The sequence below is a fragment of the Streptomyces sp. NPDC127106 genome, assembly GCF_042677605.1.
Taxonomy (GTDB): Bacteria; Actinomycetota; Actinomycetes; order Streptomycetales; family Streptomycetaceae; genus Streptomyces.
The window spans coordinates 155,475-167,994 of sequence record NZ_JBHXTC010000002.1 but is presented as its reverse complement, the minus strand read 5'-3'; the positions used below and the strand labels follow the sequence as shown (position 1 = coordinate 167,994).

The window sequence follows — 12,520 nt, the reverse complement described above, 5'->3', positions numbered from 1 at the left end:
CGGGGCATGACCACACCTGAGTTCATCCGCGAGATCCGAGCCCACGCCGGGAACCGGCTGCTGCTGCTCCCCGCCGTGACCGCGATCGTCGTCGACGACCGCGGTCACGTGCTGCTCGGGCGGCGCTCCGACACCGGCCGGTGGGCCGTGGTCGGCGGGATCGCGGAACCGGGCGAGCAGCCCGCCGACACCGCCGTGCGCGAGGTGTACGAGGAGACGGCCGTGCGGTGCGTCCCGGAGCGCGTGGTGCTGGTCGAGATGCTGCAACCCGTCACCTACCCGAACGGCGACGTCTGCCAGTTCCAGGACATCACCTTCCGCTGCCGGGCGACCGGCGGGGAGGCGCGGGCCAATGACGAGGAGTCGCTGGAAGTGGCCTGGTTCGCGCCGGACGCGCTGCCCCCGCTGGACCGGTTCGGGCTGAACCGCGTCCGCCGGGCCCTGGGTGACGAGCCGACCTGGTTCGCACCCGCCGGGGAGCTCCCGGCGGAGCTCCCGGCGGAGGTCCCGGCCGGGGGAGCGGCGGTCCCGGCCGACCGCAGGGGCGGGGTCGGTGCCCCGGCGTGGGTGCCGGAGGGCATTCCGGAGTAGTCCGGCCGCCCTCGAGCCGCCGCCCTCGAGCCGCCGTCCTCGGCCGCGGCCCCGGCGGCCGGGCGCCGGGCCCGGGGATGCGACGGGCAGGGCTGTGGCGCCCCGGTCCCGGCGGGCGGCTCAGCCCGCGTCGGCCGCCTCCCGGTACAGCTCCACGGCCCGGTCGCCCATCACCGCGCTGTACGAGACGTCCGGGTCCGTGCCCCCGCCCTCGTGGCCGCCGAGCACCCCGGCCACGGCCCCGTCCACCAGCCACGGGCTGCCGCTCGTGCCTCCGCTGAGGTCGGGGCAGTCGATGCGGCGCTGGGTCCCCGAGTACAGGGCGGTGGTGTTCCCGCAGCGCAAGGGGGCGTCCTCGGTGCTCGGGTAGCCGATGACCGTCACCGCCGCGTCGTCCGGCTGTGCGGCGGCCACCGGGAACCCGCCCACCGCGTCCTCGACGGACGTGCCGTGCCCGCCGTCCACCGGGACCACCGTGGCGAAGGCCAGGTCGGCGTCCGGATCCTCGCCGTCCGTCCAGTCCGGGGCCACGAACACGCCGGTGAGCCGCCACAGCCCGTTCGGGGCCCGGCCGTCGCGGTATCCCGGCGCGAAGACCGTGTTCTGCGGGTCGCCCAGGCAGTGCGCGGCCGTGGCGATCACATCGCGGCCGCCGCTGCGGACCACGGCGGCGGTACAGAAGTGGCCCCCGTCCAGGCCCCCGGCGAACAGCGGTCCCACCCGGTCCGCCGTCGCGTCGGGCATCGCCCGCGCCGTCACGCCCAGCGGCGGAACGGCGCCGGCGTCCGGCACGTTCAGGCTCAGCAGGGTGGCCATCGCGGCCAGCGCCGCAAGCGTCCGGGAGGTCCGGCGGACGGCGGAGCGGCGGGCCGGTCGGAGGGGCATGCGCTGGATCATGTTCCGAGCCTCCCCGCCGAAACTATGACCGGAGCCCGTTATTCCATATGAATCCGCTGTGAATCCCGGCCGGCCGCGCTACCGGCGCTCGTAGACCGTCACCCTGCGGCCCCGGACCTGCCGGTCCTCCACCACCCTGAAGCGCTCCTCCAACACGGCCGCCTTGGCCGCGTCCCGTGCCGCGCCATACGGCTTGGCCACCTTCGCCGAGTCCGTCACCAGCAGCACCCGGCGCTGCCCCAGCAGCGCCGCCCGGATCCGTGCCGGCTCCGCCTCCTCGCCCTTGAGCGTCGCCGAGGCGACGGGATCCCGCTCCAGGGCGACGTCCGCCAGCCCCGCGAAGGCGCCGGGGGAGACCAGCGCCGTGTCCCGGCGGGCCGCCGGGACGAACAGCACCGCGTCCCCCGGCCGCTTCAGCCGGGCCACCTCGCCGGCCACCGCCAGTACGTCGTCGACCCGGCTCGCCGGAGCCCGCTTGGCCAGCTCCACCGGCAGCAGCGCCACCACCGCGATCCCGACCACACCCGGCACCAGCAGCCGCGCCGCCCGCGGGAACCGGGGCGCGGCCGCCCGTACGGCGGCGCCCAGCGCGGCGCCGATCAGCAGCGCGAGGCCGACCATGCTGAACAGCACGTACCGGTCCAGGAACAGGGGCTGGACCAGCGAGATCCCGATCAGGGCCAGCTGCGGCACCGCCAGCAGCGGCAGGCCCACCGCCGCCGACGACAGCCGGCCCGCCCGCGGCCGGTCCAGCAACGCGCCCAGCCCGCCGATCGCCAGCAGGATCCCCGGGCCGATCATCATGTGCCAGGTCAGCGGCGGAATCCACGACACCTGGTCGGACTGGCTCCGGCTGAACAGGACCAGCGGCAGTGCGCCCGCCACCGCCCCCGTCGCGGCGGCCGCCCAGCGCCCGAGCGGCCCGCGCCCCGCGCCCGCCCACCACAGCGTCGCGGCGTGCGCGGGCAGGACGAGCAGCGACAGCCAGTTCAGCAGCGCGCACACCAGCACGGTCAGCCCGTACGCCGTCCAGCGCGGCCACACCCGCCGCCGCTGCCCGCCGGGCCCGCCCGCCCCGTCCGACAGCAGGGACACCAGCAGCAGCGTCGACACCGCGGCCCCGGCCGCGACCAGCGCGTACGGGCGGCCCTCCTGGAGGTAGAACTGCACGGCCGGCAGCAGCGGCAGTGCCAGCCCGCCGCCCAGCCCCGCCCAGAACCCGGCCAGCCTCCGGCCGATCAGTGCCGTGCACGCCGCGGCGACCGCGACCGCCAGCACCGACGGCAGCCGCAGCGTCGCGGTGCTCGCCCCGAACACCTCGAAGAGGCCGTGCATCAGCAGGTAGTACAGCCCGTGCACGGCGTCCACGTTCCCGAGCATCCGCCAGATCTCGCCGGCCGAGCGCCCGGCCGCCACCTGCCAGGTCGCCGCCTCGTCGCGCCACACGCTGTCCTGCCGGGACAGCCCCCACAGCCCGAACCCCAGCGTCCACAGGACGGGAACGAGCCATCCGAGGATCCGCCGGCGGCCTGCGCTTATGTCGGAAGTCATGAAACGGATCGGATCCTCGCTGGGCGCCTCGGGCGGAAGGCACCAGTCTATGGACGACACGGACGGTTTCCCGACCTGCTGTTGTGCACCGCGGAGCGAGAGCACGGACCCCGACCGCCCCTAACCTCACCGCAGCATCACGAACGAGGCAGAGCAACAACGAGGGGTGGCACCGCGTGAACTGGCTGATCCACGACTACCGCGAGAGCGATCTCGCCGCGGTCGTCCACCTGATCGACAGCACGGCAGAACTCGGCCAGGAGTCCGTCTTCTCGCTGGCCGAGTGCATCAGCGCCCTGACCGACCGCCAGCCCTGCGTCGTCGCCGTCCACCAGGGCATCCCGATCGGGGCGGCCCTCGCCTGCGTCACCGGCGAGCGGGCCTGGGTGATGCGGATCGCGATCGCCGCCGGCTGGCGCGGCCGGGGACTGGCCAGCGCGCTCCTCGTCGAGCTGGAGCGGCGGCTCGTCGCCGCCCGCGTCGGCCGCATCGCGTACGTCCTGCCCGAGGAGGACCTGCTCGGGGAGGGCCTCCTCAACGCCGGCTACACCCGGCAGCCCGCCGTCGCCTACTTCGAGAAGAGCGAGCCCCTCCACGGACCCGCCGCCGGCCTCCTCGCCGACCTCGGCGGCAGGTTCCTGCCGAACGGCCTGTGGGCCGGGGTCGCCGGCATGGAACGGGAGAAGGACCTCATCGAGCGGCGCGTCGTCCTCCCGCTCGCCGAGCCCGAGCGGGCCGCCGCGCACGGTGTGCGCCCACCGCGCGCCATCGCCCTCTTCGGCCCGCCCGGCACCGGAAAGACCACCTTCGCCCGCGCCATCGCCTCCCGCCTCGGCTGGCCCTTCGTGGAACTGCTGCCCTCCCGGCTCGCCGACGAGGGCAACCTCGCCGCCGCGCTGCGCGACGCCTTCGCCCGGATCGCCGAGCTGGAGCGGGTGCTCGTCTTCATCGACGAGGTCGAGGAGATCGCCCCCGTCCGCACCGAGCCCGCGCAGCCCGGCGGCATCCACGGGGTCACCAACGAGCTCCTCAAGCTGATCCCCGGATTCCGGGAGGGCGACGAGCGGCTGCTGGTCTGCGCCACCAACTCCGTCCGCTCGCTGGACCCGGCCTTCCTGCGGCCCGGACGCTTCGACTACCTCATCCCGATCGGCACCCCGGACGCCGCCGCGCGCGCCGCGATCTGGTCCCGGTACACGGCGGGGAGGACGGACGTCGACGTGGCCGCCCTCGTGGAGGCCAGCGAGTTGTTCACCCCAGCCGACATCGAACACGCGGCGCGGATCGCGGCGCAGGTGTCGTTCGAACGGGACCTGGAGGCGGTCGGCGTCGCCCACGGCGCGGCGGGGGACCGGCCCGGTGCCACCACCGAGGACTACCTGGCCGCGGTCGCCCAGTGCCGCCCGACCGTCACCCCGGCCATGACCGGCGAGTTCGAGGCCGACATCACGGCCCACGCCCGTTTCTGACCGCCCCTCGGGCGGCACGAGCGGGTCGGCGAACGGACCCGCGACACGTACGGACCGGATCCCGGAACGCGGGCCCCACGCCGACGCCTCAGCCGGCGCAGTGGTATGTGAACTGCGTCGTCGCCGTGCGCCGGGTGGGGGAGAGGATCTGGATCTCGGCCGCGGCCGGGTAGGTGCCCTGGCCCCGGAAGGTCCACAGCAGGTGGATCCGGGCCTCGTCCCGGCCCCGGGGCACCTGTTCCGTGAGCTGCTCCGAGTGGGTTCCGTCGCTGCGGATCCACCGGTACGCGACCGTCCCCGGGCGCCCGTTGGTCCGTACGACGGCCACCACGTCGGCCGTGGCGCCGCAGCCGGGGCTCTCCCCGGTGGCGGTCCCCACCGCGAGGCCCCGCACCTCCAGCCCCGGGCCGAACCGCTGCCAGGCCAGGTAGGCCAGCACGGCGAGCAGCACGGCACCGGCCAGACCGTAGCGGCGCCATGCGCGCCGCCGCCGCGGCCGCCGCGGTGGGACGACCACGGGGAACGGGGCCGGCACGGCCGCCGTCACCCCGGGCCCGAACCGCATCACCGAGCCCTCGACCCGGTCCGGGGCGGCGTCCTGCGGCTGCGGTGGCCCGCTGATCCAGTGGCTGCCGAGGACCGTCGCGCTGTACTCGTCGTCGCTCATTCGTTGGAGCACCTCCTCAGGAGCAGGCTGTCGGTCGCCGGGCCCTCGCCGGCGGCGGGGGACGTCGTGACCCGGACCCCCCAGGCGCAGCCGTCGCCCTTGAAGGTGTGCGTCACCGGTGCGTCCGCCGCCAGGGCCGCCAGCATTCCCGCGCCACCCACGGTGTGGTCGTACTGCGTCGTGCCGTCCAGCTCGGAGAACGCGTCGTCGTCGTTACCGGTGAACCACTGCACGGTGACCTTCACCTTGCCCGTGCCGGAGGCCTTGATCGTGATGTCGGCCCGGCCGGTCTCGTCGTCGGTCTGGGACAGGCTCACCCCGACCGCGTACACGACCGGGGCGGGAGCCGGGGTGGGCGGCGAGGTCGGCGGTTTCGTCGGGGGAGTGGTCCGCGGCGCAGTGGTCCTCGGCGGCGCCGTCACCGCGCGGGTCGGGCTCGGGCCCGGCTTCGTGGAACGCGTCGGGGTCGGCGACGGCGACGGCGACAGCGACGGCGAGGGCGGGGGCGAGGGCGGGGGCGACGGGGAGTCCGAAGCGGCCGGCGACGGACTCGGCGGGCCGGAGGTGCTCGGCCCCGGGCCGCCGGTGCCGGAGCCGGGGCCGGAGCCGGTGCCCGAGGGCGCGGGGCTCGACGTGGCGAACGAGTTGACCGCGCGGGCGCCGCCCGGCTCGCCTCCCGACGCGCTCGCCGTCAGCCCGGCCACGACGCCCAGCACCAGCGCCGCACCCGCCGCGATCGTGCCCCGCCGCCCCGGCGCCCAGCCGGAGCCCCGCCCCAGTGAGGTCGTCGCCACCGCCGTGGTCCCGGATGCCGGGCCGCCCGCGGAGGGGAACAGCAGGGGTAACAATGCTGCCAGCGCCGCGAGTTTGCGCTGGCCGCGCTCCTCCCATTCGGGCCCGTACCCGGCCAGTGCCGCCTGCTCCAGCTCCGCGACGAACGCCTCGGCGTTCTCCGGCCGCTGCTCGGGGGCCTTGGCCAGGCCCCGCCGGATCAGCGGGCGGACCGGTTCGGGGGCTTCGTCCTCCGGTACGGGTGCCTCGACGTGCTGGACCGCGAGCTCCGCGAGGTTCTGCCCGGGGAACGGCTTGTGCCCGGTCAGGCACTCGAAGAAGGTGGCCGTCGCCGCGTACACGTCGGCCGCGGGTGTGGCCGGACGGCCCTGCCACTGTTCGGGCGCCATGTACGCCGGCGTGCCGGCGACCCCGGGGGTGGTGTCGCGGCGCACCGCGATCCCGAAGTCCACCAGCTTGGACAGGCCGTCCGCCGCGACCAGCACGTTCTCCGGCTTGTAGTCGCGGTGGACGACGCCCGCCCGGTGTGCCGCCGCCAGACCCAGCAGCGACCCCTTCAGCACGACCAGCGCGGCCTCGGGATCGGTCTGCCCGGACTGCTTGAGCACGGCGCGCAGCGAGATCCCGTCGACCAGCTCCATCACGATGGCGGCGCCGCCGGGCGCCTCCACGTACTCGTACAGCCGGACCACGTACGGGGAGTCCAGCCCGCCGAGCAGCCGGGCCTCCCCGCGGAACTCGGCGACGAACGCCGGGTCCCGGCGCAGCCGGTCGGCGAGGTACTTCACCGCGACCGGTGTGCCGGTCGCCTCGTGGACGGCGAGGACCACCAGTCCGCTGGCGCCGGATCCGAGCTCCCGGACGTGCAGGTACCCGGGCACCGTCCAGCCGTTCGTCATCGTCTGCCCCCTGTCCGCCCGCGTCGCCGAGCCCCGAGGCCCGGCCGCGGCGCGATCGGCCACCCCCAGGGACACGGTTTCCGCTGAGGCCGGTTCCCAATCCGGCCGGTCCCTCAGGCCGCGGCCCGCTCCGCCCGGATCATGGCGTGCAGCCGGTCGGCGGCCGCGCGCCCGAAGACCGGGTCGTTGATGTGGGTGTCGTAGTCGCGGACGGCGGCGGCGCTGCCCCGCAGCCCCTGCCGCAGCGCCGAGAACAGCGCCCGGTCCGCGGCCGGGTCGTGGTACGGGCCGCCCGGCGCGCCGAGGGTGGACAGGCCTTGCAGCGGGACGCAGACCTCGGTCGGACCGGTCGCCGTGCGGAGCTTGTCCGCTACCCGGCGGCCGAGCTCCGTGCACTCCGCCTCGGTCGTGCGGATCACGGTGATGGACGGGTTGTGCACGCGGACCCGCCGGTAGCGCGCCCGTTCGGGGAGCGAGTCCAGCGGCCCGAACTTCACCATGTCCAGCGCCCCGAGGCTGACCACCTGGGGGACCCCGGCCCGGCCTGCCGCGGTCAGCCGGTCGGGGCCGGCGGTCAGGATGCCGCCGCACAGGTCGTCCGCGATCTCGCTGAGCGTGAGGTCGAGGACGCCCGCGAAGACGCCCTGCCCGGCGAGGGTCTCCAGGGTGCGGCCCCCGGTGCCGCTGACGTGGAAGACCAGTACCTCGTAGCCGAGTTCGGTCAGCCGCTCCCGGGCCGCGTCCACGCCGGTGGTGGTCACGCCCGCCATGCTCGCCGCGACCAGCGGGCGCGCGTCGGAGCCCGGCCGGGCCGGGCGGCGCAGCTCCAGGCAGCCGGCCCGCTCGTGGGCCCGGGCCATGCCGGCGGCCGCCGCCACGGCGTTCGCCAGGATCGGCTCCGAGATGGTGTTGAGCCCGGCGATGTCCACGACGCTGTACATCATCGTGATGTCCGAAGATCCGACGTACGGGGACACGTCCCCGGACGCCATGGAGGAGACCATCACCTTCGGCACGCCCAGCGGCAGTGCGCGCATCGCCCGAGTGGCGATGGAGGTGCCGCCGCTGCCGCCGATGGCGAGCACCGCGTGCAGCCGGCCCTCGACGTGCAGGCGTAACAGGGTCGCCTCCGCACCTCTGGCCATCGCCGTCACGGCCGCTCCCCGGTCGGCGGTCGCCCGTAGCTCCGCCAGGTCCGCTCCCGCCGCTCGGGCCACCTCGGCGCGCGGCACGTCGGCGGGCACGCGGGGCTCGCCCATGATGCCCGTGTCGACCATGACCACTTCGATACCGGCGCGCAGCAGCCCCTCGCGCAGCCAGCCGTACTCGACACCCTTGGTGTCCAGGGTTCCCACCAGCACGACGTTCGTCATATGTGCAATGTCCGCTCGGGTGGGGTTTGTTGGCAAGTCAAGGTCAAGTCAACCTTCCAGTAACCCGAACAGCCGGTCCAGGAAGACGACTTGAGAGGCAATCAGCTTGGTCCGGGCCACCTCCGGCGCGAACCAGGCCACCTGGTCCAGCTCCGGGAACTCCTGCACCCGGCCCGAGCGGGGCGGCCACTCCATCGTGAAGGTCCCGGGCACCATCAGCGCCGGGTCCAGGTCGGCCCGCACGGCCCATATCACCACCTGCTTCCCGCCGGGCATCCTGGCCTCACCCAGCGGCAGGTACGGGCCCTGCGGTGGGGGCTGCCCGATCTCCTCGGTGAACTCCCGCCGGGCCGCGTCCAGCGGGGCCTCGCCCTCCTCGTACTCCCCCTTGGGGATCGCCCAGCCACCGTCGTCCTTGTGCGCCCAGTACGGGCCGCCCATGTGCCCGAGGAGCACCTCGACCCCCGCCCCGGGGGCTGGGGGGCCGGCCGCCTCGCGGAACAGGAGCAGCCCGGCGCTTCGTTTGTTCGTCATGGCCGGATGTATGCCCAGCCGGGCTACCGGTCACGGCCCGCACATCCGTGCCCGTGCGCCGGTCCCGCGCTGCTACGTCGGTGCGCCGGCGCGCGCGGCTCAGTGGTCGTGCGGGCCCTCCCGGTGCACCGGGCCGTGCGCCTCGGCGCAGTGCGGGTCGGCCGGGTCCTCGCCCGCGCGGCCGACCGTGAGCAGGGCCTCCTGCGCGTGGTCCACCTGGAGGGTGGTGTGCGTGATCGCGTACTCCTTCGCCAGCAGCCGCTCCAGGTCCCGGCGCACGGCGTGGCAGTCGCCGGCCGGCTCGACGAGCACGTGCGCCGACAGGGCCGCCTGGCCCGAGGTGATGGTCCAGATGTGCAGGTCGTGGACCTCGGTCACCGGGGGGTGCGCGACCAGCCGGTCGCCGACCGCGTCCGGGTCCACGTGCGCCGGGGCGGCCTCCAGGAAGATCCGGCCGGATTCGCGGACCAGCCCGTAGCCCGCCTTCACCATCAGTACCACCACCACGAGCGTGGCGATCGCGTCGGCCTGTACGAAACCGGTGGTCAGCACGATCAGACCGGAGACGGCGGTGCCGATGAAGGCGAACAGGTCGTTCAGGATGTGCTGGTAGGCCCCCTCGACGGCGAGCGAGGAGCGGTTCGCCCGGGAGATGCACCAGGCCGCGGCCACGTTGACGACGATGCCCGCGAGCGCCGTGACCAGGACCAGCCCGCCCGCCACCTCCGGCGGGTCGACCAGCCGCTGGACCGCCTCGTACGCCAGCCAGACCGCGAGCAGCAACAGGGTGAGCCCGTTGGCCTGGGCGGACAGTATCTCCGCGCGCTTGAGGCCGAAGGTGTAGCCGCCGCGCGCCGGGCGGGCCGCGAGCCGCATCGCGATCAGGGCGAGGACGATGGAGACGGCGTCCGTCAGCATGTGCGCGGCGTCGGAGATCAGGGCCAGCGACTGCGCGATGACGCCGATGGACACCTCGATCGCCATGAACCCGCCGATCAGGCCGAGCGCGATGGCCAGCCAGCGCCGGTCGGCGTCCGCGGACACGCCGTGGCTGTGTCCGGCGTGGCCGTGGCCGTGGCCGTGGTCGTGGCCCCCGTCGTGGTCGTGGGCCGCCTCGTGGCCCCGCCCCGCGTGATCCTGATCGTGGTCGTGCACGCCCATGGCGTCCCCCGTCTGTTCGGTTCCGACGCGTGAAGTGAAGCGCACTGTGAAGCAATGGGCAAAGGCTGCAACGGGGACCGTTGTCATTACCCATAACGCCGCGCTGACCTGCGGTTATGCCGGCCGGTTCGGGCCGTGTCAGAATCGGCTCATGGTCCAGCGCCGCGGTGTGCCGACCGCGCCCGAGCTCGTCCTGGAAACCGCCACGGGCTCCACCACGATGAGCCCGGGCCGGACCTACCACGTCGGCCGTGACCCCCACTGCGACATCTGGTTCGAGGACGCCCGCGTCTCCTGGCACCACGCGGTCCTGCGCACCGACGGCGACCACTGGACCGTCGAGGACGACAACAGCACCAACGGCACCTGGGCGGACGGCCACCGCATCCACGAACGGAGCATCGGCGCCGGCAGCGAACTCCGCTTCGGCAACGCCTTCGACGGCCCCCTCGTCCGTGTCCTCGGCCGCACCCCGCCCGCCGGGCCGTCCACGTTCCCGATCCCGATCCCGCCGGCATTGCGCCCGCCCGGGGCCCGACCCGCGGACGCCACCCGGCGCCCCGACTCCGTCTCCGAACCGTCCCTGACCAGCACTTTCCGCGAACCCGTCAGCGTCCACCCGCTTCCCCCGCGCACCGTCGTGCGCATCGGCCGCGACCAGGACAACGACCTGGTCATCGAGGACCTGATCGTCTCCCGCCGGCACGCCGAACTGCGGGCGCTCGCCGACGGCAGCCACGAGATCGCCGATCTCGGCAGCCACAACGGCACCTACCTCAACGGCGCCCGCATCACCGCCGCCCCCGTCACGGAGGGCGACATCATCGGCATCGGCCACATCGCGCTCTGCCTGGTCGGCGACCGGCTCCAGGAGTACGTCGACACCGGCGAGGTCTCCCTGGACGTCCAGGACCTCGCCGTCGCCGTCGACCGCGGCCGCAAGGTCCTCCTCGACGACGTCTCCTTCCCCGTCGGCGCCAGATGCCTGCTCGCCGTCGTCGGACCCAGCGGCGCCGGCAAGTCCACCCTCCTCGGCGCCCTCACCGGACTGCGCCCCGCCGACCGCGGCACCGTCCTCTACGACGGCCGCGACCTCTACCGCGACTACGCCGAACTGCGCGGCCGCATCGGCCTCGTCCCCCAGGACGACATCCTGCACACCCAGCTCACCGTCCGCCACGCCCTCACCTACGCCGCCGGGCTGCGCTTCCCACAGGACACCGCCCCGGCCGAACGCCAGGCCCGCGTCGACGAGGTCATCGACGAACTCGGCCTGCGGCAGCGCGCCGACCAGCCCATCCACAGCCTCTCCGGGGGCCAGCGCAAACGCGTCTCCGTCGCGCTCGAACTGCTGACCAAGCCCTCGCTGCTCTTCCTCGACGAACCCACCTCCGGCCTCGACCCCGGCATGGACCGCTCCGTGATGCACATGCTGCGCGGCCTCGCCGACGACGGCCGCACCGTCATCGTCGTCACGCACAGCGTCCTCAGCCTCGACGTCTGCGACCGGCTGCTGGTCCTCGCCCCCGGCGGACGCATCGCCTACTACGGGCCCCCGCAGGAGACCCTCGCCTTCTTCGGCTTCGACCAGTGGCCCGAGGCCTTCGAGGCGTTCGAGACCCAGCACGGCCGCGACTGGGCGGGCGAGTACCGCGCCTCCGCCCACCACCGACGCTACGTGCAGAATCCCGCCCACCGCCCCGGCGTCGACGGGCACCACACCGCCGAGCTGCCGTCCGGCTTCGCCGCCGCCCCGCCCAAGGCCCAGAGCTGGGGCGCCCAGCTGGCCATCCTGATGCGCCGCTACGCCGCCGCGCTCAGCGCCGACCGCACCTTCCTCGTCATCATGATCGCGCTGCCGTTCGTGATGGGCGCCATGGCCCGCGCCCTGGCCGGCGGCTCCCTCACCCGGGAGACCGCGATCAACGCCCTGCTGATCCTCTGCGTCGGCGGAGTCCTCACCGGCGCCGCCAACGCCGTCCGCGAACTCGTCAAGGAGCGCGTCATCTACCAGCGCGAACGGGCCGTCGGCCTGTCCAGATCCGCCTACCTGATGTCCAAGGTGCTGGTGCTCGGCGCGGTCACCGCCGCCCAGGCCGTCGTCCTGACCCTCGTCGGGCTGTACGGCGTCGACACCAACGCCCCCGGCGGCCGAGGGGTGCTGCTGCCGCCGCTCGCCGAGATCACCCTCGCCGTCGCCCTGCTGTCCTTCACCGCGATGATGCTCGGCCTGCTCGTCTCCGCCCTGGTCAGGAAGGAGGAGGTCACCATGCCGCTGCTGGTCCTCCTCGCCATCGTCCAGGTCGTCTTCTGCGGCGCCCTGCTCCAGCTCGACGGCGTCCCCGTGATCGGCCAGCTCGCCTGGCTGGTCCCCTCCCGCTGGGCCCTCGGCGCTATGGCCAGCACCATCGACCTCGGGGCGCTCGTCCCCGGCGGCCTCACCGACGACCCGCTCTTCGCGCACAGCACCGGCGTGTGGCTGCTCGACCTCGGCATGCTGGTCGCCCTGTCCGTGCTGTTCGGCGTCCTGGTCGCGCGGCTGCTGCGCCGTCACGAGCCCGCGATCATGCGGAAGTAGCGGTGGGC

Annotated in this window: 10 protein-coding genes and 1 pseudogene; 4 read left to right on the top strand and 7 right to left on the bottom strand. The window is 74.4% G+C overall.

The window, feature by feature from the left end; all coding sequences use genetic code 11:
- Positions 1-6: 6 nt before the first annotated feature.
- Positions 7-477: pseudogene (locus tag ACFVGY_RS03420) on the top strand (NUDIX domain-containing protein); the annotation flags it as partial.
- A 234-nt stretch (positions 478-711) separates the two neighbouring features.
- On the opposite strand, the gene ACFVGY_RS03415 reads toward ACFVGY_RS03420, so the two are convergent.
- Together ACFVGY_RS03415 and ACFVGY_RS03410 are read right to left on the bottom strand one after the other, a co-directional pair.
- Positions 712-1,476, bottom strand: a complete 765-nt coding sequence (locus ACFVGY_RS03415) for a trypsin-like serine peptidase (protein ID WP_385670243.1) — start codon at positions 1,474-1,476, stop codon at positions 712-714.
- 90 nt (positions 1,477-1,566) lie between these two features.
- Positions 1,567-3,039, bottom strand: coding sequence for a hypothetical protein (locus ACFVGY_RS03410; RefSeq protein WP_385670240.1), 1,473 nt, complete (start codon positions 3,037-3,039; stop codon positions 1,567-1,569).
- Positions 3,040-3,215: 176 nt separating this feature from the next.
- Between ACFVGY_RS03410 and ACFVGY_RS03405 the strand changes: the two genes are divergently transcribed.
- Positions 3,216-4,508, top strand: coding sequence for an ATP-binding protein (locus ACFVGY_RS03405; RefSeq protein WP_385670237.1), 1,293 nt, complete (start codon positions 3,216-3,218; stop codon positions 4,506-4,508).
- Positions 4,509-4,596: 88 nt separating this feature from the next.
- On the opposite strand, the gene ACFVGY_RS03400 is transcribed toward ACFVGY_RS03405, so the two are convergent.
- The 5 genes from ACFVGY_RS03400 to ACFVGY_RS03380 form a co-directional block, all read right to left on the bottom strand.
- On the bottom strand, positions 4,597-5,175 hold the full coding sequence (locus ACFVGY_RS03400) for a hypothetical protein (RefSeq protein WP_385670234.1): 579 nt from the start codon (positions 5,173-5,175) through the stop codon (positions 4,597-4,599).
- Entirely contained in the window at positions 5,172-6,866 is a 1,695-nt protein-coding gene (locus tag ACFVGY_RS03395) for a serine/threonine-protein kinase (protein ID WP_385670231.1), read from the bottom strand. Before ACFVGY_RS03395 ends, ACFVGY_RS03400 begins: the two co-directional genes overlap by 4 nt.
- Before the next feature lie 113 nt (positions 6,867-6,979).
- Positions 6,980-8,239: a Tm-1-like ATP-binding domain-containing protein gene (locus ACFVGY_RS03390; protein WP_385670228.1), complete on the bottom strand. Its 1,260-nt coding sequence runs from the start codon at positions 8,237-8,239 to the stop codon at positions 6,980-6,982.
- Between the two features lie 48 nt (positions 8,240-8,287).
- The gene (locus ACFVGY_RS03385; RefSeq protein ID WP_385670225.1) at positions 8,288-8,773 is read right to left on the bottom strand and encodes an NUDIX domain-containing protein; all 486 of its coding nucleotides are present in this window, start codon (positions 8,771-8,773) and stop codon (positions 8,288-8,290) included.
- A 99-nt stretch (positions 8,774-8,872) separates the two neighbouring features.
- Positions 8,873-9,817 carry a cation diffusion facilitator family transporter gene (locus ACFVGY_RS03380; RefSeq protein WP_385670222.1) on the bottom strand — a complete coding sequence of 315 codons (945 nt, stop codon included), beginning with the start codon at positions 9,815-9,817 and terminating at the stop codon, positions 8,873-8,875.
- 3 nt (positions 9,818-9,820) lie between these two features.
- Between ACFVGY_RS03380 and ACFVGY_RS03375 the strand changes: the two genes are divergently transcribed.
- Both ACFVGY_RS03375 and ACFVGY_RS03370 read left to right on the top strand, forming a co-directional pair.
- Positions 9,821-9,967 (top strand): hypothetical protein, encoded by a 147-nt coding sequence (locus ACFVGY_RS03375; RefSeq protein ID WP_385670220.1) that lies wholly within the window; start codon positions 9,821-9,823, stop codon positions 9,965-9,967.
- 118 nt (positions 9,968-10,085) lie between these two features.
- Positions 10,086-12,512, top strand: coding sequence for an FHA domain-containing protein (locus ACFVGY_RS03370; protein ID WP_385670217.1), 2,427 nt, complete (start codon positions 10,086-10,088; stop codon positions 12,510-12,512).
- Positions 12,513-12,520: the final 8 nt, after the last annotated feature.

Coding starts and splice junctions, on each gene's coding strand:
- ACFVGY_RS03415 (WP_385670243.1), bottom strand. CDS start 1,476: ATGCCCCTCCGACCGGCCCGCCGCTCCGCCGTCCGCCGGACCTCCCGG.
- ACFVGY_RS03410 (WP_385670240.1), bottom strand. CDS start 3,039: ATGACTTCCGACATAAGCGCAGGCCGCCGGCGGATCCTCGGATGGCTC.
- ACFVGY_RS03400 (WP_385670234.1), bottom strand. CDS start 5,175: ATGAGCGACGACGAGTACAGCGCGACGGTCCTCGGCAGCCACTGGATC.
- ACFVGY_RS03395 (WP_385670231.1), bottom strand. CDS start 6,866: ATGACGAACGGCTGGACGGTGCCCGGGTACCTGCACGTCCGGGAGCTC.
- ACFVGY_RS03390 (WP_385670228.1), bottom strand. CDS start 8,239: ATGACGAACGTCGTGCTGGTGGGAACCCTGGACACCAAGGGTGTCGAG.
- ACFVGY_RS03385 (WP_385670225.1), bottom strand. CDS start 8,773: ATGACGAACAAACGAAGCGCCGGGCTGCTCCTGTTCCGCGAGGCGGCC.
- ACFVGY_RS03370 (WP_385670217.1), top strand. CDS start 10,086: ATGGTCCAGCGCCGCGGTGTGCCGACCGCGCCCGAGCTCGTCCTGGAA.